General features: G+C 68.5%; 19 protein-coding genes. 9 read left to right on the top strand and 10 right to left on the bottom strand.

Translation table 11 applies throughout. From position 1 onward, the window contains the following. Nucleotides 1–44: 44 nt before the first annotated feature. Entirely contained in the window at nt 45–1496 is a 1452-nt protein-coding gene (locus tag ACFYRU_RS13805; RefSeq protein WP_387657393.1) for a methyltransferase, read from the top strand. On the opposite strand, the gene ACFYRU_RS13800 is transcribed toward ACFYRU_RS13805, so the two are convergent. The 9 genes from ACFYRU_RS13800 to ACFYRU_RS13760 all read right to left on the bottom strand — a co-directional run bounded on the left by ACFYRU_RS13800 (nt 1490) and on the right by ACFYRU_RS13760 (nt 13680). Beyond that, entirely contained in the window at nt 1490–3055 is a 1566-nt protein-coding gene (locus tag ACFYRU_RS13800; RefSeq protein WP_387657391.1) for a diguanylate cyclase, read from the bottom strand. The two genes, ACFYRU_RS13805 and ACFYRU_RS13800, sit on opposite strands and share 7 nt — an antisense overlap. Nucleotides 3056–3065: 10 nt before the next feature. Next, nucleotides 3066–4646 (bottom strand): diguanylate cyclase domain-containing protein, encoded by a 1581-nt coding sequence (locus ACFYRU_RS13795; protein ID WP_387657388.1) that lies wholly within the window; start codon nt 4644–4646, stop codon nt 3066–3068. 229 nt (nt 4647–4875) lie between these two features. Further along, the gene (locus ACFYRU_RS13790; protein ID WP_387657386.1) at nt 4876–6180 is read right to left on the bottom strand and encodes a cytochrome P450; all 1305 of its coding nucleotides are present in this window, start codon (nt 6178–6180) and stop codon (nt 4876–4878) included. A gap of 305 nt (nt 6181–6485) precedes the next feature. Further along, nucleotides 6486–7280: a DUF2785 domain-containing protein gene (locus tag ACFYRU_RS13785; RefSeq protein WP_387657383.1), complete on the bottom strand. Its 795-nt coding sequence runs from the start codon at nt 7278–7280 to the stop codon at nt 6486–6488. A 174-nt stretch (nt 7281–7454) separates the two neighbouring features. Further along, nucleotides 7455–8204, bottom strand: coding sequence for a hypothetical protein (locus tag ACFYRU_RS13780; protein ID WP_387657380.1), 750 nt, complete (start codon nt 8202–8204; stop codon nt 7455–7457). Between the two features lies 1 nt (nt 8205). After that, on the bottom strand, nt 8206–9198 hold the full coding sequence (locus tag ACFYRU_RS13775) for an ABC transporter ATP-binding protein (RefSeq protein WP_387657377.1): 993 nt from the start codon (nt 9196–9198) through the stop codon (nt 8206–8208). A gap of 275 nt (nt 9199–9473) precedes the next feature. Continuing rightward, complete coding sequence (locus tag ACFYRU_RS13770) at nt 9474–10673, bottom strand: DUF4142 domain-containing protein (protein ID WP_387657374.1); 1200 nt, start codon at nt 10671–10673, stop codon at nt 9474–9476. A 133-nt stretch (nt 10674–10806) separates the two neighbouring features. Then, nucleotides 10807–13113 carry a sodium-translocating pyrophosphatase gene (locus ACFYRU_RS13765; protein ID WP_387657372.1) on the bottom strand — a complete coding sequence of 769 codons (2307 nt, stop codon included), beginning with the start codon at nt 13111–13113 and terminating at the stop codon, nt 10807–10809. Nucleotides 13114–13350: 237 nt separating this feature from the next. Then, nucleotides 13351–13680, bottom strand: coding sequence for an STAS domain-containing protein (locus ACFYRU_RS13760; RefSeq protein ID WP_130387202.1), 330 nt, complete (start codon nt 13678–13680; stop codon nt 13351–13353). Between the two features lie 225 nt (nt 13681–13905). Here ACFYRU_RS13760 and ACFYRU_RS13755 point away from each other — a divergent pair, with 225 nt between their 5' ends. From ACFYRU_RS13755 to ACFYRU_RS13720, 8 genes are all read left to right on the top strand, one after another. Further along, entirely contained in the window at nt 13906–16206 is a 2301-nt protein-coding gene (locus ACFYRU_RS13755) for a DEAD/DEAH box helicase (protein ID WP_387657368.1), read from the top strand. 18 nt (nt 16207–16224) lie between these two features. After that, nucleotides 16225–16635, top strand: a complete 411-nt coding sequence (locus tag ACFYRU_RS13750) for a hypothetical protein (RefSeq protein WP_387657365.1) — start codon at nt 16225–16227, stop codon at nt 16633–16635. A 307-nt stretch (nt 16636–16942) separates the two neighbouring features. Then, nucleotides 16943–17710, top strand: coding sequence for a hypothetical protein (locus ACFYRU_RS13745; RefSeq protein WP_387657362.1), 768 nt, complete (start codon nt 16943–16945; stop codon nt 17708–17710). A gap of 500 nt (nt 17711–18210) precedes the next feature. Further along, entirely contained in the window at nt 18211–19641 is a 1431-nt protein-coding gene (locus ACFYRU_RS13740) for an extracellular solute-binding protein (RefSeq protein ID WP_387657360.1), read from the top strand. Further along, nucleotides 19641–20567: a carbohydrate ABC transporter permease gene (locus ACFYRU_RS13735; RefSeq protein WP_387657358.1), complete on the top strand. Its 927-nt coding sequence runs from the start codon at nt 19641–19643 to the stop codon at nt 20565–20567. The genes ACFYRU_RS13740 and ACFYRU_RS13735 overlap by 1 nt, the downstream gene beginning before the upstream one ends. Next, nucleotides 20564–21382, top strand: coding sequence for a carbohydrate ABC transporter permease (locus ACFYRU_RS13730; protein WP_387657356.1), 819 nt, complete (start codon nt 20564–20566; stop codon nt 21380–21382). Before ACFYRU_RS13735 ends, ACFYRU_RS13730 begins: the two co-directional genes overlap by 4 nt. Continuing rightward, on the top strand, nt 21382–22482 hold the full coding sequence (locus tag ACFYRU_RS13725; protein WP_387657354.1) for an ABC transporter ATP-binding protein: 1101 nt from the start codon (nt 21382–21384) through the stop codon (nt 22480–22482). Before ACFYRU_RS13730 ends, ACFYRU_RS13725 begins: the two co-directional genes overlap by 1 nt. Before the next feature lie 18 nt (nt 22483–22500). Continuing rightward, nucleotides 22501–23748 (top strand): CehA/McbA family metallohydrolase, encoded by a 1248-nt coding sequence (locus ACFYRU_RS13720; protein WP_387657351.1) that lies wholly within the window; start codon nt 22501–22503, stop codon nt 23746–23748. 77 nt (nt 23749–23825) lie between these two features. Here the strand turns inward: ACFYRU_RS13720 and ACFYRU_RS13715 are convergent, their stop codons facing one another. Further along, nucleotides 23826–24254 carry a hypothetical protein gene (locus tag ACFYRU_RS13715; RefSeq protein ID WP_387657349.1) on the bottom strand — a complete coding sequence of 143 codons (429 nt, stop codon included), beginning with the start codon at nt 24252–24254 and terminating at the stop codon, nt 23826–23828. Between the last annotated feature and the right edge of the window lie 34 nt (nt 24255–24288).

Raw genomic sequence — 24288 nt, 5'->3', positions numbered from 1 at the left:
CGGGAAGAGATCCTCCCCAACCCCAGCAATCGGTGGGTGCGAGAATGCGTTTCATGCAAGAGCTGACGCGGAATGCGGTGGAGGCCCTTCGGGTGGCGTTCGGGGTGGCTGGGTACACCGTGGACGGGGTGGCCGGGCGGCTGGGGGAGCGGGCGAACGGGGCGTTGGCGCGGAACGAGACGGCGGCGGCGGTTCGGCGTACGGCTTCGGGTGATGCGCTGGACACGATGATCCGGTTGTTCCTGTTGCAGCGGCCCGTGGAGGAAACCCTTGTAAATAAGGCGTTTCCAGGGGTTGATTTGGTTGCTCTTGGCATCGTTGGGCGTAGCGGGGGTGAGGTGAAGGCGCTGCTCGACATCCGGCCGTTTGCGGATGAGGAGCGGGAGTGGTGGGTGGTGGCCGACCTGACGCCAGGGTTGGACGGGCGGCGCGAGGTGATGCGGTCCGACTATGTGTTGGGGATCGCGCCGGCCAGTCTCAGCCTGGTGCAGTTGACGGTACCGGTGAAGGTGGATCGGGCGCTTGATGTCGGGACCGGGTGTGGGGTGCAGTCGTTGCACCTCGCGGGGCGGGTCGGCCGGGTCACAGCTACCGACGTGAACCCACGGGCCCTGCAGCTCGCTCGGGCGACCGCAGCGCTCAACCACGTCGACCTGGACCTGCGGGACGGCAGCCTGTACGAGCCGGTGCGGGGTGAGCGGTTCGACCTGATCGTCAGCAACCCGCCGTACGTGATCTCACCGCCCGGCGGCGATCTGACGTACCGCGAGACCGGGTTCACCGGCGACGCCGTCGTCGAGCAGCTCGTCAAGCAAGCGCCCGAGCACCTCACCGACGGCGGCTGGTGTCAGCTGCTGGCCAACTGGACCTGCGTACGCGGCGAACACTGGCAGGACCGCCTTGCCGCCTGGACCACGGACCGCGCGGCCTGGGCCGTCCAGCGCGAGCAGCTCGACACCACGGAGTACGTCGAACTCTGGCTGCGCGACGCCGGCCTCCACGGCACCCCGCAGTACACGACCAGGTACGACGAATGGATGCGCTACCTCGACCAGCAGGACGTCGAGGCGATCGGCATGGGCTGGATCACCCTGCACAACGTCGCCGGATCACTCGACGCCGAAGCCTGGCCGTACGAGATCGAGCGTCCTATCGGACCGCACGTCCTGTCCCGGTTCGAACGCCGCGAGGGGCTACCGAAAGATCTGACCGCCCTGCACCTGCGAGTCGCCGACGACGTGATCCAGGAGACGACCGGCCGGCCCGGTGCCGACGACCCGGCGACGATCGTGCTGAGAAGACAGCGCGGGATGCGCCGGGCGGAGCAGGTCGACACGATCATGGCCGGTTTCGTCGGCGCCTGCGACGGCGACCTGAGCGCCGGGCAGATCCTCGCGGCCCTCGCCGACCTCACGGACCGCCCGGTGGTCGACGTACTCTCGGACTACCTCCCGCAGGTCAGAAACCTTGTCGTAGAAGGGTTCCTGGACTACTGACCACGACGCCGGCGCTTCTCGGCGTACATCCGCCGATCGGCCTCGGTCAGCAGCTCCGCCACCGGCGTACCGTCGGTACTGCTGGCCTGGCCGACGCTCACCCGCAGCATCGCGAACCACGGCTCCTCGGCCCGTCCGGCCTCCCGGTCCGCGGCGTTCTTGATCCGCTCGACCAGCTCCGGCGCGCCGCGCTCGTCCGGATTGTCCAGTACGACGACGAACTCGTCCCCGCCCGCCCGCGCCACGACGTCCTCCGCACGGCACTGTTCGGTCAGCAACGCGCCGACCCGGCGCAGTACCTCGTCGCCGCTGGCGTGCCCGAAGCTGTCGTTGATCACCTTGAGGTTGTCGACGTCGATCGCCACCACCGCGACCGAACGCCCGGAGTCGCGCGCGACCGACATCCGCTCGTCGAGCGCGCGCCGATTCCCCACGCCGGTCAGCGGATCCTCGCGGGCGGCCCGCCATTCGGCGTCGTGCCGGATCGAGAGTTCGTGGTTCGCCAGCGCGCTGCGGACGGCGTACAGCCCGCGCAGCCGCTCCGCCCACCAGCCGCGGCTGATCGCGCGCGCGTACTGCAACCCGGTCGACGCACCGGCATCACCTGACGCGGCGATGACCTGTACGACCGTGTGCCGGACCAGCGCCTCGACCGGCGGATCCGACGTCACCGGCAGGTCGCCCGCCGCGCGGTCCGCGGCCTCCAGCGCGTCACCGGTCCGGCCGAGCGTCAGGTACGCCTTCGCCAGGTACGTGCCCGCGATCGCGGCCAGTTCGAGGTCGCCCAGCTTCGCCAACTGGTCGCGGCAGTCCTTCAGGATCACCGCCGCCTCGTCCGCGTCCGCGTCGGCGTTGCTCGCCGCCAGCCACATCCGCCCGGCCATCGGCCAGTACCCGAGCAGGTCCGCGGCGACGATCACCTCGACCGCCGCACCGGCCCAGCGATGCGCGGCGCGCCGGCGTTCCTGGATCTCCTCGTCGTACGACGTGTCGCCGAGCCGCTCGAGCTCGTGGGACCAGCGCAGGTTCGACTCGGCCAGGTTCAGCCGGGTGATCGCGGGCGACTCGGGCAGCCCGAGCGGGTCGTGGTCGCCCTCGGCGGCCAGCTCGAAGTGCGGGATGCACAGCTCGTACAGCCGGAGCAGGTCGTAGGCGTACCCGAGGCCGGTGTGCCCCCAGCCGGCCAGCCCGAGGTCGCGCGTCCGGGACAGCGCGTTCTCGGCGGCGACCAGGTCCGCGACCGAGTCACCACCTTCGCCGGTCCGGATCAGCGTGACGATCCGGACCGCGATCGCGTTCGCCTCCCAGCCGGGCTCGTCGATCGCGCGGGCGACCCGGATACAGCCGTCGACCGCGTCCAGCGCCTCGACCGCATCGGTCGCATGATGCGCCGCGACCGCCCGTACGTACTCCGCGGCGGCCCGCTCGTGGCTCGGCCCCGGGTCGAGCTCGGCCAGCAATGCGTTGATCTCGGCCATCGCGTCGACCGCGTTGCCCGACTGGGCCCGCGTCATCGCCGCCGCAATCCGCGCCGTCACCCCCGACGTCTCGCGCACCACACCCCCCACTTCACTTCGTCCGGTGCTTGTCCTCGTACAGCCGCCGGTCCGCCTTCGTGATCAGCTGCTCGACGCCGAGCCCTTCGGCCGTCGCGGCGTACCCGAGGCTCAGTCCGAGCCGGCGCAGCCACGGTTTCTCCGTGGTCGCCGCGATCGCCTCGACCGCGACCCGGATCCGTTCGGCCAGCTGCGCACCACCCTTGGCGTCCGGCTGGTCGAGTACCACGAAGAACTCGTCGCCGCCCGATCGAATCACGGCATCGGTCGCTCGCGCCTGTTCTACCAGGAGATTTGCCACAACCTGCAGCAATTCGTCACCGCAGGCGTGGCCGAACGTGTCGTTGACGATCTTCAGATCGTCGACGTCGATCGCGAGCAAGGTGACCGCGCGGCCGGAGTCGCGGGCCGCGGTCAGCCGTTCGTCCATCGCGCGCCGGTTCCCCACCCCGGTCAACGGGTCCTGCCGGGCGGCGTGCCATTCGGCGTCGTGCCGGGCCGGCAGATCGTGCGCGGCGAGGGCGTGCCGGACGGCGTTCAGCGCCCGCTGGCGTTCCTTCCACCAGCCGCGGGCGACCGAACGCGCGAACGCCAGCCCCGCAAGGGCTCCCGGCGTACCGTCGATCGCGTCGATCTCCGAACGGGTCTGCAGGACCAGGATGTGGGTCGATGGGTCGGCCAACGGAATCAGGTCGTCGGCGGCACGGTCCGCGGCCTCCTTCGCCGCGCCGGTCCGGCCGTCGGCGCGCAGCGCCCTGGCCAGGTAGGCGCCGGCGATCGCGAGCCGTTCGGTCTCGCCGAGTTTGCTGATCTCGTCGCGGATCTCGGTCAGGTCCTCGACCGCCTTCGCCGGGTCCTCGCCGGTCGCGGCCGCCGCGAGCCAGAGCCGGGCGCTGAGTCGCCAGAACTCCTGGGACTCGTCGTCGACGATCACCCGCTCGGCCTCCCGGGACCAGTACGCCGCGGACGCCAGGCGTTCCTCGATCTCCCTTGTATACAAGGGATCGCCGAGGCGCTCGAGTTCGTGCGCCCAGCGCAGGTAGGTTTCGGCCAGGTTCAGCCGGTCGATCGCGAGCGACTCGGCGAGCTCGAACACGTCGGCGTCCATCCCGGTGGCGAGCTCGTAATGCGGAATGCACAGTTCGAAAAGGCGTAGTACGTCGTACGCGTACCCGAGGCCCGTGTGCGCCCAGGAGATCAGGCCGGCGTCCTTCGTACGGCTCAGCGCCGCCTCGGCCGCGACCAGGTCGTTGACGGTGTCACCGCCGCGACCGCTGCGGGCCAGGTTGATGATGCGGATCGGGAGCGCGTTCGCCTCCCAGCCGGGCTCGTCGATCGCGCGGGCGACCTCGATGCAGGCGTCCACCGCGCGGAGCGCCTCGTCCGCGTCGCTGGCGTGGTGCGCCGTGACACCTCGTACGTACTCAGCCGCCGCCAGCAGGTAGCTCGGTACGCCGCCCAGCTCGGCCCGGATCGCTTCGATCTCGGCCGCCGCGCTCGCATGCCCACCGGACTGGGCCGCGGTCATCGCGGCGGCGATCCGGCCGGTCAGCGCCGTACCGCCCCGGCCCGCCGCCACCTCGCCATTCCCCATACCCGCCGACGGCCCTTCCCTGATCCGACACCCGCCTCTCGGGCCGGACCGCCCATTGTGACCACCCACCCCACGTCCTGTCACGACCCGATCCAGCCACCGACCACCTAGTGCCACATTCCCCACACACCGCGTCGCAGCCTCAAACGTTCAGCTGCGCGCGGGAACAACCAAAAGGGTCTGGGAACAAGCAATTGCTTGTTCCCAGACCCCAGCGGGTGTTCAGCGACTAGCCGGCTGCTTGTTCCGTGGTGGCGGCGTGGAGGCGGACTGGGAGGGAGTCGACGCCGTAGACGATGGAGAAGTCGCGGAAGCGGAGTTGTTCTTCGGGGACGGCCAGGGCCAGGTCCGGGAAGCGGTGGGCGAGTGCGGTGAACGCGGCGCGGAGTTCCATCCGGGCGAGTTCGGCGCCGACGCAGCGGTGCATGCCGTGGCCGAAGGCGAGGTGCGCGGAGGAGACCGTACGACGGGGGTAGAAGTCCTCGGCGTCCGACCCGAAGACACCCTTGTCGCGGTCCGCGCCGGACAGCGACACCGCGACCAGGTCGCCCTTCTTCACCTGCTGCCCGAACAGCTCGTGGTCGTGCCGCGCGAACCGCGGGAACGCCACCTGGACGACGGTCAGGTACCGGAGCAGCTCGTCGACGATCACGTCGACGGCGCCCGGCTCGTTCCGGATCCGCTCGAAGTTCTCCGGGTCGCGGAGCAGTACCAGCGTGCCGAGCGCGAGCATGCTGGCCGACGTCTCGTACCCGCCGAGGAACACCCCGTCCGCGAGCCCGCCGAGCTCGACGTCGTCGATCGCGTCGCCCTTGTCGCGGATGATCGACCCGATCAGCCCGTCGCCCGGGTGCGCCCGCTGCTTGCGGACGATCTCGAACAGGAACTCCCGCGACTCCGACGCCGACCCGAACAGCCCGATCCCACCACCGGACATGTCGAACCGGGCCGGCCCGAGCGCGCGGAACCGGTCGCGGTCCTGCTCCTCGACCCCGAGCAGGTCGGCGATCAGCAGGAACGGCACGTTGAACGCGAAGTCCGAGACGATGTCGGCGACCGGGCCCTTGGCGTCCATCAGGTCCAGCTGGTCGTTGACGATCTTCTCGATCGCCGGCTCCAGCCGGGCCAGCTTCCGCTTGGTGAACTCCGGCGTCAGCAGCTTGCGCAGCCGGGTGTGGTCCGGCGGGTCGGTGAACCCGAGGCCGCCGATCCCCTCCGACGGCTTGTTCGGGTCGGAGCCGACCAGCGGCCGGATGTCGTGGCTGTAGTCCTCCTCGTTGGAGAGTACGTACTTGGCCTCGGCATGCCCGCTCACCACCCAGACGTTCAGCCCGAACAGATGCGCCAGCTTGTGCACCGGCTCGGTCTCCCGGACAGCGGCCAGCTCCGGCACCGGGTCCAGCCCCTGCCGGCGCAGCGGCATCGACACCGAGCTGGGGAACATCCGCATCTTCGACAGGTCGAGACCACCCTTGCGGGTGCTCCTGTTGAGGATCCGGCTGCCGACCCAACGCTTCAGGTATGTCGCAACCATGACTTCTACGCGCCCTCTCTCAACTGCGCCCCCGAACGGCTCTTGCACTCAAAGTTAACGTCGTCAGGGACCAGATCTGATGGTGTTGGCACTACTCGGGTAGTGGCGGTGGCACCACCATGGGAGGGGGCCATGGAATGCCAGCAGAGACCTTGTCACGGACCGAGCCTCCACTGCCACCTGACACCACCTGTACTCCGCCCTGGACCGCGACATGCCGTTCCTCGGGGAGGATTCAGGGAAATCCCAGACGAAAGTCGGATGCCTTGTCCCCCACCGGGTAGTTGCCTCTGACGACGTCAAGCTCAGAGATAGTACGGCGTGACGATCCGGAACACCTCGGCGAGCTTTGTCTTGACCTGCTCGCGTTCGGGGATCCGTGTGAGTTTCTTCGCATCGCCGACCCGGAGTCCGTGCTCCGCGAGCACGTACACCACGCGCAGCGTCCGGATCGTGTTGGTCACCTCGGGGGTGATCCCTTCGGCCGGCGGGTTCGACAGCGCCCGGATCGCCGGGTCGAGCCAGTCGGTCGCGTCGGTACCGGTCAGGTCGTCACGGGTCAGCGTGGCCGCGAGCGCGTACCCGAGCCGGTCGTCCTCCATGTCGCGCAGCACGTACGGCGTGGGCGTCAGCAACCGCCCGATCCCGAGCCGGAGCATCTGCACCGGCTCGACGGCCGCGTGCAGCCCGAGCGTCCCGAGCAGGTCGGCGCCGTGCGCAACCGCGTGCAGCCAGCCGAGCTTCTCGTCGTACCCGCGCAGGTCGTCCTCGGCGACGTACCACCGCTCGAACGGCGGCACCCACGACGGCTCGAACACTCCGGCCGTGACGATCGCGTCCAGGATCAGCGGCGCGAACGTCCGCGCCTGCACCTCGGCGTCCGCGAACCGCGGCAGCATCGCGTCCCCGAGCTCGCGCAACTCCGGCCCGGACAGCACTCCACGCCTGATCCAGGTTGCCAGCGTCGAGTACGCCTGCCGATCCCGTACCACCGGATCGGGCGACCGCAGCATCCCGACCAGTTCGGCCACCAACTCCCCCAGCGGCCGTCCTTCCGGTACGGCGAACCCTGCCTCCCGCACCTGTGCCCAGTCCGTCATGCGCCGCAGGCTAAACGCCACCAGGACCACCTGGCTACCTGAATCGGAAACAGAGCGGCCCGTGGAGTTCCGGTGAAGTACCGGAGCTCCACGGGCCGGTGCGGCCGGGACCCCTCAGCCCGGCCGGGCCACGCCCCGATCAGGGCCCCTCAACTCTGACCGGGGTTGTCTTCGTTACGCGTCGCGCTTGCTCGCCGACAGCAGGGCGAGGGTCATCAGCACCGCGGCCCAGCCGGCGAAGTACAGCAGCGCCCACCACGGGCTGAGGGCGTACTGCGCGTCGGCCTGCGGACCGTTGACGCCGAAGTCCTGCCCCTGGTTCAGGAACGAGGCCGCGTTCTGGAACGGCGACCAGCGGGACATGTCGTCGCCGACCTTCGGGATCAGGTTGAACAGGTTCTCCACCAGCAGCGGCCAGAGGATCAGGATCGCGACCGCCCCGGCGCTCTGCCGGATCAGGATGCCGATCGCCACCGCGATCACCGCGGACAGCGCGAAGACCAGCCCCTGGCCGGCCAGCAGCCGCCATTCGGCCCCGGTGTTGATCGACAGGTCCGCACCCTTGGCGAAGATGTTGCCGATGCCCCAGGCGCCGAACGAGGCGACCAGTCCGACGACCGCGGAGAGCGCCGCGACCACAGCGGTCTTGCCGAGCAGCAACGACGCCCGCTGCGGAACCGCCTGGAAGCTGGTCCGGATCGTGCCGAACCGGTACTCGGTCGTGACCGCGAGGGCAGCCATCACCATCATCACCATCTGGCTGAGCTGCGCTCCGCCCTGGGTGAGGCCGATCGTGACCGTCCCCTTGGTGAACGCACTGGCCAGCGTGGCCAGCCCGAGCGTCAGCACGGCGGCGACGATCATGCACCACCACGGCGAGCGGGTCGAGAAGAGCTTGATCCGCTCGACAGTGATCACCGACATGTCAGTTGTCCTCCTTCGGACCAGCGGCCAGCTCAGCCGCGTTCGGCCCGTCCAGGTGCGTCACAGCGGCGACGCCCTCCTGCGCGTGGTACTGGACCGAGTCTCCGGTCATCTGCATGAACGCCTGCTCCAGCGAGCCGCGCTGCAGGGTCAGCTCGTGCAGCACGATGCCGTGCTGCGCGGCCGCCTCGCCGACCTGGTCGGTGCTGATGTCGCCCTCGACGAACAGCACCTTGCCCTCGTTCTCGACGTCATCGATCCGGGTCACCCACTGCTGCTGGCTGAGCGCGGTCGCGAACTGGTCGAGCTGCGGCGACCGGACCTTGACCGTGGTCCCGCTGGCCCGGTCGACGAACTCCTGGGTGCTGCTCTGCGCGATCAGCTTGCCGCGACCGATGACCACCAGTTCCTCGGCGGTCAGGGCCATCTCGGACAACAGGTGGCTGGACACCAGTACGGTCCGGCCTTCGTCGGCGAGGCGGTGCATGAAGTTCCGGATCCAGACGATGCCCTCGGGGTCGAGGCCGTTGACCGGCTCGTCGAAGAGCAGGATCTCCGGGTCGCCGAGCAGGGCGCCGGCGATGCCGAGGCGCTGCGACATGCCGAGCGAGTAGTTGCCGGCCCGCTTGCCGGCCACCTCGGTCAGGCCGACGATCGCGAGCACTTCCTCCACGCGGCTCTTCGGCAGCTTGTTCGACGCGGCCATCCAGGACAGGTGGGCACGGGCCGAACGGTTCGGGTGCACCCACTTCGCGTCCAGCAGCGCTCCGACCTTGGTCAGCGGGCGGTGCAGGTCCCGGTACCGCTGCCCGTCGATGGTCACCTCGCCGGAGGTCGGGGTGTCGAGGCCGAGGATCATCCGCATGGTGGTGGACTTGCCGGCGCCGTTCGGGCCGAGGAAGCCGGTGACCTTACCGGGTTTGACCTCGAAAGACAGGTTGTCAACGGCAACTGTTTCGCCGTATCGCTTGGTGAGGCCCTTTGCCTCGATCATCGCCGTACTCCTCGTTCGGTGGCGTTGAAGTGTTCCCGGTCGTGTCGTGATGAGATCAGTATCGAGGTCCACACCGGGCTGAGCATCGGACCCCGGGCGGATCCGGTGTGTCCACCCGTGGGTTGATTCTGCCGCCGGGACGGCCGGCTGCCATCGGTTGAAACCCTGACCCCGACCCCGACGATCCCCCATCTCACGGGTGAACACATCAGCCGAAAGTCGACCTACGCCGTACTTCCGGCTACCGGAAAAGTTGGAAGTGACTCCCGAACGGGTCAGTCCACCGGTACGCCGTACAGCACCAGGTTGTCGCTGTACCGCCTGGTCTTGTGGTCGAACGGCCCCGTACACGTGACCAACGCCAGCCGCGGCTTCACCGCGCCGTGGAACAGGTCCGCGGGCAGCGCGCTCTGCTTGTACGTACGGCGCGCCACGATCTTGTACCAGTGCACGTCGCCGTCCCCGGCCGTCACCGCGACCTTCTCCCCGATCGGTACGCCGGACAGCGACGCGAACACCCCGAGCCCACGTGTCGTGTCCACATGCCCCGCGAGCAACACGGTCCCGCCCTCCGCCCCGGGTGCGGCGCCCGCGGCCCACCATCCGACGTCGGCCGACGCCGGTACCTGCAACTGACCGTCGGCGCTGGTCGCGACCGGCCGTACGGTCGCCTCGAGGTACCCGGGCAGCTTCACCTTCACCGGAGGTACGGCGGCTTCCCGGTCCGCGACCGCCGTCCCGGAATCCGGCACCTCGCCCGCGTTGTGCACCCGTCCGCCGAACATCATCACCAGCCCGCCCGCGATCGCCGCGATCCCGATCAGCCGCCGCTTCACCGAGATCGACTTGCCGACCAGCAGCAGGATCGCCCCGATCGCGAGCAGGATCAGCGCGGCCCGGGTCTGTGCCTTGGACTTGGCGGCCTGCTGACCGCCGTCACCGGTCGCCACGACCGGAGTGCCGGATCCGGTACTGCACTTCCCCGCGACCATCCGCAGATCCATCTCGATCACCGGCTTGGCCCCGTCCGCGACCGATTCCACGGCCGGCGAGGCGTTCTTCGGCAGGTCGCCCTCGACGAGCGTCAGGTACTGCTGATGGGTCGCCCGCTGCAGCGCGAGCCACGCGGCGTCGTACCCGGGCTTCTTTCCCTTGGCCGCGAGCGCGTCGAGCTGCTTGCGCTGCGCCAGCGACGGCACCGTCACCAGCACGATGCCGAACCGGGTCGCGATGTCGAGCTCCTGCGCCGCGAGCTTGCGGTGGTCCCGCTCGATCTGCGCGCCGGCCTTACGGACACAGGAGGTCCGGGCCTGCGTGGTCGCCGCGTGCGCCGCCTCGATGATCGTCAGGTTCAGCTGATGGGCGCTATAGAGGTACGACGCATCCGGCGACGGAGTCGCCGCCCTGGCCGGCTGCACCGTCGCCAGCACCCCGACCAGCACGAGCAGCAGCAAGGCTGGTAGTCGTCGAGGCACCCCTACCTCCCAGCAATTCTGTCGTACGTCGACAGTAGTCGGCGGGCGCGTCCCCGGTCCATGCGAAACGGCCCGCCGGTCGGAACCGGCGGGCCGTTCAGGAGGTACTGCTGAGGTATTGCTGACGTACTGCTTACGCGGCTGCCTTGGCCTCCGCCGGGGTGTCGGCGATGACCGACTCGCGACGCTTGGAGACCCAGACCGCTGCGATCAGGATGACCAGCGCGACCACCGCGATGACGATCCGCAGCGCGGTGTTGGTGTTGTCGCCGATCGTGGACATCCCGACGACGGCCGGAGCGATCAGCACCGAGACCAGGTTCATCACCTTGATCAGCGGGTTGATGGCCGGACCCGCGGTGTCCTTGAACGGGTCACCGACGGTGTCACCGATGACGGTGGCCTCGTGCGCGGGCGAACCCTTGCCGCCGTGGTTGCCGTCCTCGACCAGCTTCTTGGCGTTGTCCCAGGCACCACCGGAGTTGGCCAGGAAGACCGCCATCAGCGTGCCGGCACCGATCGCACCGGCCAGGTAACCGGCCAGCGCCGGCGCACCGAGGCCGAAGCCGACCGCGATCGGCGCGGTCAGCGCCAGCAGACCCGGGGTCGCCAGCTCGCGCAGCGAGTCGCGGGTGCAGATGTCGACGACCTTGCCGTACTCCGGCTTGCCCGTGCCCTCCATGATCCCGGGGATGTCGCGGAACTGGCGACGGACCTCGTAGACCACCGCACCGGCGGCGCGGCCGACCGCGTTGATGGCCAGCCCGGAGAACATGAACACGACCGCGGCACCGAGGATCAGGCCGACCAGCGTGCCCGGGTTGAACACCAGCGCGTCGGCCTCGAACTTCGCGTAGTTGTCGGCCAGCGCGGACCGGATCGCGTCGGTGTACGAACCGAACAGCGCGGTCGCGGCCAGGACCGCCGTCGCGATCGCGATGCCCTTGGTGATCGCCTTGGTGGTGTTGCCGACGGCGTCCAGCTCGGTGAGGATCTGGGCCGCCTCGCCGTCCACGTCACCGGACATCTCGGCGATGCCCTGCGCGTTGTCGGAGACCGGGCCGAAGGTGTCCATCGCGACGATGACGCCGACGGTGGTCAGCAGACCACAACCGGCCAGCGCGATCGCGAACAGCGCGACGATGCCGGAACCACCCACCAGGAACGCGCCGTACACGGCCGCCGCGATCACCACGGCGGTGTAGACGGCGGACTCGAAGCCGACCGAGATACCGGACAGGATGACGGTCGCCGCGCCGGTCAGCGAGGTCTTGCCGACGTCCTTGACGGGCTTGTCCTCGGTGCCGGTGAAGTAACCGGTCAGCGCCAGGATGATGGCCGCCAGCACGATGCCGATGATCACCGAGACGGTCGCGATCAGCCGCGGGTCGCCGTCGGTGTTGGCGATCGGCGTACCGGCCGCACCGGTCAGGTCCTTGAAGCTGCCCGGCAGATAGACGAACGCCGCCACCGCACACAGGATCGCGGAGACGACCGCGGAGATGTAGAACGCGCGGTTGATCGTGCGCAGCCCGTTCTCGCCGGTCCGCGGGCGGGTCAGGAAGACACCGATGACCGCGGTGACGGCACCGATGGCCGGCACGATCAGCGGGAAGATCAGGCCCTGCTCGCCGAACGCGGCCTTGCCCAGGATCAGCGAGGCCACCAGCATCACGGCGTAGGACTCGAACAGGTCCGCGGCCATACCTGCGCAGTCACCGACGTTGTCACCGACGTTGTCGGCGATCGTCGCGGCGTTCCGCGGGTCGTCCTCGGGGATGTTCTGCTCGACCTTGCCGACCAGGTCCGCGCCGACGTCGGCGGCCTTGGTGAAGATACCGCCGCCGACCCGCATGAACATCGCGAGCATCGCGGCGCCGAAGCCGAAGCCTTCGAGCACGGTCGGGGCGTCACCCTTGAAGAGCAGCACCACCAGCGCGGCACCGAACAGGCCGAGGCCCACGGTCGCCATGCCGACGGTTCCACCGGTCCGGAACGCGACCCGCATCGCCGGGTCCCGGCCCTCGTCCCTGGCGGCCGCGGCGACCCGGACGTTGGCGCGCGTCGCGAGCCACATACCGAGGTAGCCGATCAGGGCCGAGAAGCCCGCACCGACGAGGAAGAAGACCGACCGGAAGATCTTGAGCGTGGTCTCGTTGCCGCCGTCGGTGTGCGCCGGCAGCAGGAACAGCAACAGAAACGCGACAACGGCAAAGATCGACAGCGTCCGGAACTGCCGGTTCAGGTAGGCGGAAGCGCCTTCCTGGACCGCGGCGGCGATCGTCTTCATGTTCTCGGTGCCATCGTTCGCGGCAAGCACCTGGCCCCGGAAGACCATCGCAATGGCGACCGCGAGGATCGCGATCACTCCGACGACGATCACCAGTGTGGTGTTGCTCGACGAAAGATCCACCGCTTGTGCAGCAAGCAGCGCGGACATCCGTCCTCCTTGTAGGCAACCCATGCAGGTCTGACGGCCCCCGTCTGCCGCAACCGAAGGGTTGGGGAAATACGACACAGCGCCAGGGGACTGGCGCGGTGGGTTACTCTAACGGGTTCCCGACCAGACCTGACGACAGGGTGGTCTACGCCATAGAAGACCGAAACGGCAAGCCCCGTGCCGGAACCCGGGCGGGACTGTCACTCAAGGTAGTAACGGAGTCACGTTTTCGCTTGATCAGATAGCGGATGCGACGTCCGGGTGGATGTCGAACACCTTGGTCAGGCCGGTGATCCGGAAGATCTTCAGCAGTCGTTCCTGGGTGCAGACCAGGGACAGGGATCCGTCATGGGTGCGCACCCGTTTCAGCCCGCCGACGAGGACGCCGAGACCGGTGGAGTCCAGGAACTCCACGCGTTCCAGGTCGATCACGAGGTCGTAGACCCCTTCGTCGACGAGCGCGGCGATCTTCTCGCGGAGCTTCGGTGCGGTGTAGACGTCGATCTCCCCCGCGACCTCGATGACGGTCCGCCCGCCCTCGGCGCGCGCGGTCAGCGACAGATCCACTTCGGCCTCCGATTCCCGTCCTGTGCCTCATGGTTCACTGGCATCCGCTCGTGAACTGCTGCATTCAACCATGTACGGACCGTGAGTGAGACCCGTCACCGAAAACTCTTTCATCTCGGCCCGGGGAAGTCGATTCCCGTCCGGAAAAAGCCCTGTGCATCGGAACGTGCATTCTCAGCTCACACTCAGCGAACAGCTGTCCGTACCGGCGACTAGGCTCCCGGTATGCGTGAGGCGGCAGCTGTTCTGAAGAGCCTGGCCGCCGGTCGGGACGACCGGTTGACGCATGTCGAGTCCGTCCCGCCCCGGCTCGGGCAGACCTGCGACTGGCCGCGCTGGGTCCCGCCCGAGGTCCTCGACCAACTGAGGGACGCCGGCATCACGGCCCCGTGGACGCACCAAGTCGCGACGGCCGAGGCGGCGTACGGCGGGAAGCATGTGGTCGTCGCTACCGGTACGGCCTCCGGCAAGTCGCTGGGGTACCTGCTGCCTGCCTTCGCCACGTTGAGCATCGCGCAGGCCGCCTCGCCGCATCGGCGGACTGCCTCGGTGCTCTACCTGTCACCGACGAAGGCCCTGGCCCACGACCAGCTCCGCGCGGTCTCGTCGTACACCGTGCCTGGGCTGCGCGCCACGACACTGGACGGGGACTCAGAGCTCACCGAGCGGGACTGGGCGCGCGACTACGCAACGTACGTGCTGAGCAATCCGGACATGCTGCACCGGTCGGTCCTACCGAACCACCAGCGCTGGGCGCGGTTCCTGGGCTGCCTGCAGTACGTCGTGGTCGACGAGTGCCACCACTATCGCGGTGTGTTCGGCGCACACGTGGCCGGTGTCCTACGGCGGCTGCGACGGGTCTGCGCGCAGTACGGGGCCCATCCGATCTTCGTGTGCGCATCTGCGACCGTGGCCGAGCCTGCGCTGTCCGGAGAACGTCTGACGGGGCTGTCGATGGTGGAGGTCGTCGCGGACGGCTCTCCACGTGGCGGGATCGCCTTCGGCCTGTGGGAGCCTCCGCTGACCTCGATGCACGGCGAGAACGGCGCTCCGGTACGCCGATCGGCGACGGCCGAAGTGGCGGACCTGTTGAGCGACCTCGTCGTCACAGGTGTCCGTACGGTCGCCTTCGTCCGGTCACGACGTGGCGCCGAGACTGTCGCCATGACGGCCCGGGAGAACCTGGCCGAGGTCGACCCGGCGCTGACGGACCAAGTGTCGGCGTACCGAGCCGGTTACCTGCCCGAGGAGCGCCGGCGGCTCGAGGGGATGCTGCAGAGCGGTGAGCTCACCGGAGTGGCTGCGACGAACGCGCTCGAGCTGGGCATCGACATCGCGGGCCTGGATGCCGTACTGCTCTCCGGCTGGCCCGGGACGCGCGCATCGCTCTGGCAGCAGGCAGGACGGGCCGGTCGTGCCGGTGGGGATGCGGTGGCGCTGCTGATCGCGCGTGACGATCCGCTGGACACCTACCTCGTGCGGCACCCCGCGGCGATCTTCGGGCGTCCTGTCGAGGCGACGGTGTTCAACCCCGAGAACCCGTACGTTCTCGGTCCGCAGCTGTGCGCGGCGGCGCAGGAGATCCCGCTGACCGCTGACGACTACGAGATCTTCGGTGCCACCACCGAGTCCGTCATCGCACAGCTCGTCCGGCAGGGCTTGTTGCGGGAACGGCCGCACGGGTGGTTCTGGACGCGGCAGGAGCGGGCCGTCGACGCAATCGACATCCGCTCCGCCGGCGGGAAGACGGTACAGATCGTCGAGGACCGGACCGGGCGCCTGCTCGGCACGGTGGACGGCGGGTCGGCGCACTCGTCGGTCCACGAGGGCGCGGTCTACGTGCACGCCGGCGAGTCGTACCTGGTCCGCTCGCTGGACCTCGAGGAGCACGCGGCCGTCGTGGAGCAGGCCTCACCCGACTACACGACGTTCGCCCGGGACGTCACCGAGATCGGCATCCTCGCCACCGAGGAGACGTGCGCCTGGGGTACGGCGGAGCTGTCCCGCGGCTGGGTGCAGGTGACGAGCCAGGTCGTCTCGTACCAGCGCAAGCTGATCGCGACCGGCGACGTACTCGACGAACAGCCGCTGGACCTGCCGGAGCGGACGCTGCGGACCAAGGCGGTCTGGTGGACGATGCCCGACAGTGTGGTCGAGTCGCTCGGGCTCGCCGACGTACCGGGCGCCGCGCACGCCGCCGAGCACGCGTCGATCGGGCTGCTCCCGCTCTTCGCCACCTGTGACCGCTGGGACATCGGCGGCGTCTCCACCGCCCGGCACGCCGACACCGGCCGGCTGACCGTGTTCGTGTACGACGGCCACCCGGGCGGCGCCGGCTTCGCCGAACACGGGTACTCCGCGGCGCGCGAGTGGTTGACCGCGACACGCGACGCGATTGCACACTGTGAATGCACGGATGGATGCCCGTCCTGCGTACAGTCGCCGAAGTGTGGGAACCAGAACAACCCACTCGACAAGAGCGGCGCCGTGGCGCTGCTCACCGCATTGCTCAGTAGTGAGGCCTGAAAGAGAGAGGCGGGCACCATGGCCGTTCTCGGAATTGTTCTGATCGCCCTGGCGGTGCTGTTCGGGCTGGGCGTCTCGGTGTCGTCGACCGCGTCCACCAAGCTCGAGGTGTTCGGCGTCGACTTCGGCGTCTCGGTGCCGACGGTGTACTTCCTCGGCCTGATCACCGGCGTCGCACTGCTGGCCGGCCTCTGGCTGCTGAAGAAGGGCCTCGCGCGCGGCTGGCGCCGCCGCAAGGAGATGCGCGACCTGCGCAGCCAGGCCGCGACCACGTCGAGTAGCACCGTCGGCGGTGAGATCACGGAACGTGACGACTCTGCCGATCTCCCGAGCGAGGCCGCCGGCGACGCAGAGGCGCCTGGCGACAGCCGGCTGGCGACCGAGCAGGAGCTCGCGCCGGACCCCAGAGACACCCGGCAGCCACGATGACAACTCCGTTGCCTACAGCATCAACCGTGCACTGAATTCCCTCGCATTACTGTAATATCTCGAATATCTCTCAGCCGTCGCACAGCGAACCTGCAGGCCGATTTCGATGCCTTACGCAACGACTTCGGCCTGGCAGTTTGTTGCCATTGGCATCAAGTTTCACGAGATCGGCATAACCTCCACGCCCGGACCTGTGCATTACTGGTTGTGGCGTCAACGTCGCGCTGAGTCATTGCCGGCGTTACGGCTCTCGCACGGGGTCCCGACGACCTGACGCCGAGTGATAGCACGACCTCTGGAGGTTGTCTTGATCATCCGAAAGCTGTTCAGCCGCACCGGCGTGGTGGTGCTCGCGGTCAGCGTCGCCATCGCCACGGCCATCCCGGCCCAGGCCGCGAACCCGGCACCCAGCGGTTCGCAGGCTCCGGGCGTGACGGTGGGCGTGGCCCAACAGATCGCCACCCGTTCCGACACCCGCTACTGCCTGACGTTCGTCGCGGCCGACAAGGTCCCGATGGCGGTCATGATGGCGTGTGCTCCGGGCAAGGAGGGCAAGACCCAGGAGTGGATCTACACCGAGTCCGGACAGTTGCAGGTCGCGATGAGCAAGAGCGTCGGTGGCGCCCTTGCGAAGACGGGAGCCTGCCTGGACAGCGGAGCGGACCTGGCCAAGGTGCCGGCCGCAGCCCCACTGCTGGTGCTGCCCTGCCGTAGCGGCGACGGGCAGAAGTGGTCCTACGACGAGAGCTCCGGCACGTTCGTGAACGCTGCCAGTGGTCTCGCCCTGACGTCGCTGCTTGGCAAGGGGAAGGCCAAGCAGGCGCAGCCGACGGGCAGCATGAGTGTCGCCAGTACTCCGATCGAGGCCTGGAGCGGACTCCCGGTACCGAGCCTGGACATCCTGGGCGCCGTACTCGCTCTGGTGAACGCCCTGCTGGCATCGCTGGGCCTGGCCCTGCCGCTGCCGATCGCGGGCGCGGCCGCCAGCCTGCTGTCGCTGCTGCGTCCGCAGCTGCCGATCCCGGCGCAGATGACGACGCTGCCGAAGCAGATGATGCAGCTGGCACAGAGCTGAGGTAGGACAGGCCCCCGAGCCAACGAGAGGACGGCCGGCCCCGACATCGTCGGGGCCGGCCGTTTCTTCTTCTCCTGTGTCGGGGGCGGCGCTCGGGGAATGAGCCCGGAATGCCCGCTGCTTGCGCGTCAGCGGGAGCCCGGTGTCGTCACCGCCCCGGTCGTCACCACCAGCACCAGCAACCCAGCAGGTCGTCGACCAGGCAAGCAACTCCGTGGAGAAGTCTCACGTCTTTTCACCTCCGATCAACTGAAGCGAACGGCAAAACGGTAGCTCCACTGCTCACCCTGTGTATCTACTCAACTACCTGTTGCCATAGAACCTTGAGCGACCTTTAACTCTTCCGCAATCCGTCGCGTGGGATCCCGGCTTGACAGCGGCTCGGCTGGTTGCAGCTGGCAAACGTTCGACCCAGGGTTGGGAAAAAGTCTTCACATAGTCGTCCGAGGATGCCAATGTTTGACGGCACGCCTGCTGGACCACTCTCGCAAGGAGCCCTGATGCGATCACTCTCGCGGTTGACGACCGCCGGCGTCCTCGGCGCCGCGGCCCTCGCCCTGCTCACCGGCTGTCTCGGAACGTCGGGATCCGGCGACAGCGGCGGCCAGGACGCGAACCGGAACGCCGACGCCAAGAAGGTCGAGCTGACCTTCGGCTCGAACTCGGTCAAGGGCGGCAAGAGCAGCGCCGGCGCGACGTTCATCTCCGACGTGCTGATCCCGAAGTTCGTCGCCGAGCAGAAAGGCAAGGGCGTCGACGTCACCGTCAAGTTCCAGGGTGACGGCTCCGACGACGAGGTCTACAAGCAGAAGCTGTCCCTCGACCTGTCGAACAAGTCCGGCCCGGACCTGTTCCAGATCGACGGCATCTGGGTCGGCGAGTTCGCCCAGGCGAACTACATCAAGCCGCTCACCGACACCGTCGGCGACGCCGCGAAGGTGAACGACTGGGACGGCTGGAAGCAGATCCCGGACTCGGTCCAGGCGCTCGGCAGCTACAACGGCCAGCGATACGGCGTACCCGGTGGCACCGACGGTCGCGTGCTGTACTTCAACAAGAAACTGTTCGCCCAGGCCGGCCTGCCCGCGGACTGGCAGCCGAAGTCGTGGGACGACATCATCTCCGCGGGTCAGGCGCTGAAGAAGATCTCCGGCGTGACGCCGATCCAGATCAACGCCGGTACCGCGATGGGCGAGGCGACCACCATGCAGGGCGTGCTGCCGCTGCTGGTCGGCACCGGCGCCACCGTGAACTCCGACGGCAAGTGGCTGGGCAACACCTCGCAGCTGCGCCAGGTGCTGGACTTCTACCACCAGGTCTACTCGACAGGTCTCGGTGATCCGGTGCTGCAGAAGGAGGCCAAGGGCCGGGACAAGTCGTTCGCGGAGTTCGCCGCGAACAAGATCGGCATCCTGCTGGAGAGCGACTACTTCTGGCGCAGCGTCGTCGAGCCGAAGGAAGGCGTCGCGAAGATGGCCGACCGGGACACCGCTGTCGGCTGGGCGTTGATCCCGGCGAGCAAGCCCGGTGCCGGGGTGAAGGGCCAGGACTTCGTCTCGATGTCCGGCGGCGGCGCGACCGTGATCAACCCGAACACGAAGTACCCGCAGCAGGCCTGGGAGTTCCTGCAGTTCATGAACTCCGCCGAGATGGTGAAGGAGTCGCTGGCCGGCGCCGCGAAGATCACCCAGCGGTCCGACGTGAACAGCGAAGTGCTGAAGAGCGACCCGATGCTCAGCTTCGTCGCGGACAAGGTGCTGCCGCTCACGCAGTACCGTCCGGGCCGCGCGGAGTACCCGAAGATCTCGGCGGCCCTGCAGCAGGCGACCGCGGACGTGGTCGCGGGCAAGAGCACCGACGCCGCGGCTTCGGCGTACCAGAAGGCCGTCGAGGCTGCGGCCGGCGGCAAGGACAAGGTGTCCAGTAACTGATGACTTCCGTTCCCGCACCCGCGCAGGGGCCAGCTCCTGCGCGGGGCCGAGCCCCGGCCCGGGACGTCGCGGGGCTCGGCGTCGCCCGCGCGCTCGGCTTCCTCGCGCCCGCACTGTTGCTGATCGGCGCGTTCCTGATCTTCCCCGCGCTCTGGACCATCTACATCGGCGTCACCAACTACCGGCTGACCGGCGTCGAGGCGGTGTCGCCGTCGATCGTCGGCCTGTCGAACTACACCCGTGCGCTGAACGACGCACTGTTCCACAACGCGCTGTGGCTGACGTTGTTGTTCGTACTCGGTTCGGCGATCATCGGGCAGAACGTCCTCGGCTTCACGCTGGCCTGGGTACTGCGGCGCGCGCGCCCGGTGGTACGTCGTACGGTCGAGGCCCTGACGCTGCTCGCGTGGATCCTGCCGTCGACCGTGGTCGCGTACCTGTGGGTCGCGTTCTACGACCGTGACGGCGGGACTCTCAACGGGATTCTGGGTACGCCGGGGACCGCCTGGCTGATCGACTACCCGATGCTCTGTCTCGTCGTGTTCAACACGTGGCGCGGTACGGCGTTCTCGATCATGCTGTACTCCTCGGCGCTGCAGGCCGTACCGCCGTCGCAACTGGAGTCGGCGCGGATGGTCGGGGCGTCCGGCTGGCAAACGCTGCGGGACGTGGTGTTCCCGCACATCCGCGGGCACGTGCTGACGAACACGCTGCTGATTTCGCTGTGGACCGCGAACGACTTCTCGCCGTTCCTGCTCACCAAGGGCGGTCCGAACCACGCGTCCGAGACAGTGCCGGTCTACATCTACAACGTGGCGTTGCAGGGCGGGGAGCTCGGGTACTCCTCGGCCATCTCGTTCCTGCTGCTGCTCGCGAACCTGCTGGTCTCACTGGTCTACCTGCGGTTGCTGCGGAGGCGCTCATGACGTCGTTCGTGCTGCGCCGGATCGGCTTCTACGTACTGATCTGCGCGATCACGCTGTTCTTCGCCGTACCGATGCTGTGGATCGCGTCGGCGCCGTTCGACTCGTCCCCCGGTCTCGGCGTGCGCTGGCCGCACTGGACGCTGGAGAACTTCCGCAAGACGCTCGACCACCCGTACGCGATGCACTCGATGGTCAACTCGCTGCTGATCTGCATCACCACCGCGCTGGCGGTGACGTTGTTCGCGGCGCTGGCGTCGTACGCCTTGTCCCGGGTGCGGATCCCGGGGCGGGACGCGTTGCTCTACGGGCTGCTGCTGCTCTCGTCGGTGGTGACCGGTACGGCGGCGATGGTGCCGATCTTCGTGATGATGTTCCAGCTCGGGCTGATCGACTCGCGGTTCGGGGTCGCGCTGGTGATGACCGGCGGGTTGTTGCCGGCGGCAATCTTCATCCTGAAGGACTTCGTCGACGCGGTGCCGAAGTCGTACGAGGAATCGGCGCGGGTGTTCGGTGCGTCCACCCTGCAGATCCTGCGCGACGTCGTACTCCCGGTCGCGCGGCCCGGCCTGGCCACCATCATGGTCTGGGCGTTCGTCAACTCCTGGGGCAACTTCCTGGTGCCCTTCCTGCTCATCCGGTCGATCGACAAGCAGCCCGGTGCGGTGCTGATGCAGACCCTCACCGACGAAGGCGGCAGCGTGAACCTGCAGGTGCTGCCGGTGTTCTCGCTGTTGTTCTCGATCCCGGTCGTCGTGCTGTACCTGCTGGTGAACTCGCGTTACGGGTTCCGCTTCCACGGAGGGATCAAGAGCTGATGGCGGGCATCGACATCGAAGGCCTCGCGACCGTCTACCCGAACGGCGTCCGCGCCGTCGACGGGCTGGACCTGCAGGTGGCCGACGGCGAGTTCTTCGCCCTGCTCGGTCCATCGGGCTGCGGTAAGACCACGCTACTGCGGACCATCGCCGGCCTGGAGACGGCGTCTTCCGGCAGTATCCGGATCGACGCTGCCGACGTCACCCGGTCGGAGCCGGGCAAGCGCGGGGTTGCGATGGTCTTCCAGGACTACGCGCTCTTCCCGCACATGAGCGTCGCCGAGAACATCACGTACCCGCTGAAGGTACGGCGAGTAGCCCCAGCCACCCGCGCTTCGGTCGCCTCTCGTACTGCCGGCGAGCTGTCGTTGGACGGCCTGCTCGAGCGCAAGCCCGGGCAGCTTTCGGGCGGCCAGCAACAGCGGGTCGCGCTGGCCCGCGCAATCGCCTCCGAAGGCAAGGTCCTGCTACTGGACGAGCCGTTGTCGAACCTCGACGCCCGGCTGCGGTTGGAGGCGCGTACGTTCCTCAAGAAGCTGCAGCGCGATCTGGGCATCACCACGGTCTTCGTCACCCACGACCAGGCCGAGGCCCTGGCTCTCGCCGACCGGATCGCCGTGATGGAATCCGGCAAGCTCCGCCAGCTGGGCTCGCCCCGCGAGGTCTTCGCGCGACCTGCCAACACCTTCGTGGCCAACTTCATCGGCTCGACCCCGATGAACCTTCTTCCTGGCCGAATCGCCACCGGTGGGTCGGACACTGTCGGTGTGGTGTCGGTGGCCGGCGGCTCGTTGCCAGCGACAACCTTCTCCACGCCGGCCGGCGTGGAGGTGACCGTCGGCATCCGCCCCGAGTATCTGACCCTCACCACCAACGACGCCACCGGCCTCCGCGGCACCGTTGTCGTTGCCGAGAACCTGGGTACCCAATCGCTGGTCACGGTCGACTGCGACGGCACGCTGGTAGGCGTAACCGTTCCCGAGGAAGAAGAACCCGACGCCGGCGCCCCCGTGACTCTCACCGCCCCCGCCAATCGGGTCCTCCTGTATGACCGGGAAACCGGCGAACTCCTGGACCGACAACCGGCCACCGTTGCCTGACCTCTGGAGGCTCAACTGATGGCAGTCACGTCCTACCGGCGGCGCTGGACGCTAGATGATCGTGCCGAGTCTGTCTGGCATTCACTGCCGGTGGACATCCCCGCAGACTGCCCCGGGCTCCTTGTCACGCTGACAGTCCCACCGGTCGACGGCGCCGTCATCGACATCGGGTGCGAAGGCGCCGCCGGCTGGCGCGGCTGGTCCGGCGGCGCGCGCCGTACGTTCGCCATCACCCCCGACGCCGCCACGCCCGGCTACGTCCCCGGCGAACTCGAACCCGGAACGTGGTGGATCGTGCTCGGGCTCCACCGGATACCCGTCGAGGGCGTCGAACTTCTGGTCGAGGCTGTCACCGGTCCGGTGGAGACGATCCCCGGCCTGCAGGAGTACTTGGATGCAACGGCTGCCATCGCCGTACCCCCGCGGCCACCACGCCGTACGCTGCCTGCCTCACGCGGGCTCAAGTGGATCGCCGGCGACTTCCACGCGCACTCGCTGCACTCGGACGGCTCCACCCCGATCGCCAACCTCGCCGCCCTCGGCGTCTCCGCAGGCCTCGACGTACTCGCCGTCACCGACCACAACACCGTCGCCCACCACGCCGAACTCCCGGCGCTCGGCAACCGCTTCGGCATCGGCCTGATCCCCGGTCAGGAGGTCACGACCGACACCGGCCACGCCAACGCGTTCGGCGAGATCGGCTTCGTCGACTTCCGCCGTCCCGCCGCCACCTGGGTCTCGGAGGTCGCGGACCGCGGCGGCCTGCTCTCGATCAACCACCCGCTGGGCGGCGACTGCTCGTGGCGCCACCCGCTCCCCGAACACCCTTTGTTGGCCGAAATCTGGCACTCGTCCTGGCTGGACCACACCTGGGGCGGCCCGATCGCCTGGTGGGACGCGTGGGACCTCGAGGGCACCATCCCGATCGGCGGCAGCGACTGGCACAACCCAACCTCCATCACCCCACCCGGCACCCCCACCACCTGGATCGCAGTTGACGCCTCAGCCGAAAGCCCCACCGAACTAACCGCCGCCACCCTAGAAGCCCTAGCCGCCGGCCGAACCGCCCTCTCCTGGTCCTACAACGCTCCTGTCCTCCTCCGCGTAGAGGACGAACTGATCGCCATCGACGCACCCAACACCCTCGTCATCTCCCCCGACGGCACCCGCCACCCCGTCACCACCGCGCAAACCCACCTCCCCGCCACCCCCGGCCCCCACCTCCTAATCACCCACACAGGCGAGTTCCTCTCCACCTGCACCTAACCCAGCCAACCTCCGCCGGCCGGGCCAGCCACCCCAGGCCCGTTCGGCACATACATCCAGCCCATGGTCGGTGGGTGTTAGGTGGTTCGAGGCGGGGGTAGGGCGTCGAGTTGGTCCAGGAGCCAGCGGGGGCCGGTGGGGGTGGCGCCGGTGGGGGTCAGGCGTTCGCGTAGGCCGCGGTCTGCGGTGACCACTGTGATCTCGGGACGGTGCGGTTGGGCAGCTACTTCGGTGGTTACGTTCACGATGGTGTCGTCGCCGGAGCCTGGTGCGAGGACCACCCGGACCGCACCTGTGTCCGGCGCGTCCTCGCCCGACACGGCTCGGCAGGCGGCGCCCTCGAGCACCACGATTACGTCGGTGTCAGGCAACCGTTCCGCCAACGCGGCAAGCCGAACCAGCAACCGCCGCGCCGCCCCCACCCGATCCCGCCACCACCCGTCCGGCCTCGACCCAACAACGTTCGCCGCATCAACCACGACCACCCGACCACGCCCGGCATCCATCGCCCCAGTCTCCACCCTCGACGAGCAAACCGGC

The organism is Kribbella sp. NPDC004536 (assembly GCF_042873835.1).
GTDB lineage: Bacteria > Actinomycetota > Actinomycetes > Propionibacteriales > Kribbellaceae > Kribbella.
Note: the sequence above shows the minus strand (reverse complement) of the source record. Positions and strands in the feature narration are given on the sequence as shown.

Excerpts from the sequence above, each read along its gene's own strand:
- ACFYRU_RS13765 (WP_387657372.1), bottom strand. The coding sequence starts at position 13,113 with ATGTCCGCGCTGCTTGCTGCACAAGCGGTGGATCTTTCGTCGAGCAAC.
- ACFYRU_RS13750 (WP_387657365.1), top strand. The coding sequence starts at position 16,225 with ATGGCCGTTCTCGGAATTGTTCTGATCGCCCTGGCGGTGCTGTTCGGG.
- ACFYRU_RS13775 (WP_387657377.1), bottom strand. The coding sequence starts at position 9,198 with ATGATCGAGGCAAAGGGCCTCACCAAGCGATACGGCGAAACAGTTGCC.
- ACFYRU_RS13805 (WP_387657393.1), top strand. The coding sequence starts at position 45 with ATGCGTTTCATGCAAGAGCTGACGCGGAATGCGGTGGAGGCCCTTCGG.
- ACFYRU_RS13735 (WP_387657358.1), top strand. The coding sequence starts at position 19,641 with ATGACTTCCGTTCCCGCACCCGCGCAGGGGCCAGCTCCTGCGCGGGGC.
- ACFYRU_RS13785 (WP_387657383.1), bottom strand. The coding sequence starts at position 7,280 with ATGACGGACTGGGCACAGGTGCGGGAGGCAGGGTTCGCCGTACCGGAA.
- ACFYRU_RS13730 (WP_387657356.1), top strand. The coding sequence starts at position 20,564 with ATGACGTCGTTCGTGCTGCGCCGGATCGGCTTCTACGTACTGATCTGC.
- ACFYRU_RS13715 (WP_387657349.1), bottom strand. The coding sequence starts at position 24,254 with ATGGATGCCGGGCGTGGTCGGGTGGTCGTGGTTGATGCGGCGAACGTT.
- ACFYRU_RS13725 (WP_387657354.1), top strand. The coding sequence starts at position 21,382 with ATGGCGGGCATCGACATCGAAGGCCTCGCGACCGTCTACCCGAACGGC.
- ACFYRU_RS13720 (WP_387657351.1), top strand. The coding sequence starts at position 22,501 with ATGGCAGTCACGTCCTACCGGCGGCGCTGGACGCTAGATGATCGTGCC.
- ACFYRU_RS13740 (WP_387657360.1), top strand. The coding sequence starts at position 18,211 with ATGCGATCACTCTCGCGGTTGACGACCGCCGGCGTCCTCGGCGCCGCG.
- ACFYRU_RS13790 (WP_387657386.1), bottom strand. The coding sequence starts at position 6,180 with ATGGTTGCGACATACCTGAAGCGTTGGGTCGGCAGCCGGATCCTCAAC.
- ACFYRU_RS13795 (WP_387657388.1), bottom strand. The coding sequence starts at position 4,646 with ATGGGGAATGGCGAGGTGGCGGCGGGCCGGGGCGGTACGGCGCTGACC.
- ACFYRU_RS13755 (WP_387657368.1), top strand. The coding sequence starts at position 13,906 with ATGCGTGAGGCGGCAGCTGTTCTGAAGAGCCTGGCCGCCGGTCGGGAC.
- ACFYRU_RS13780 (WP_387657380.1), bottom strand. The coding sequence starts at position 8,204 with ATGTCGGTGATCACTGTCGAGCGGATCAAGCTCTTCTCGACCCGCTCG.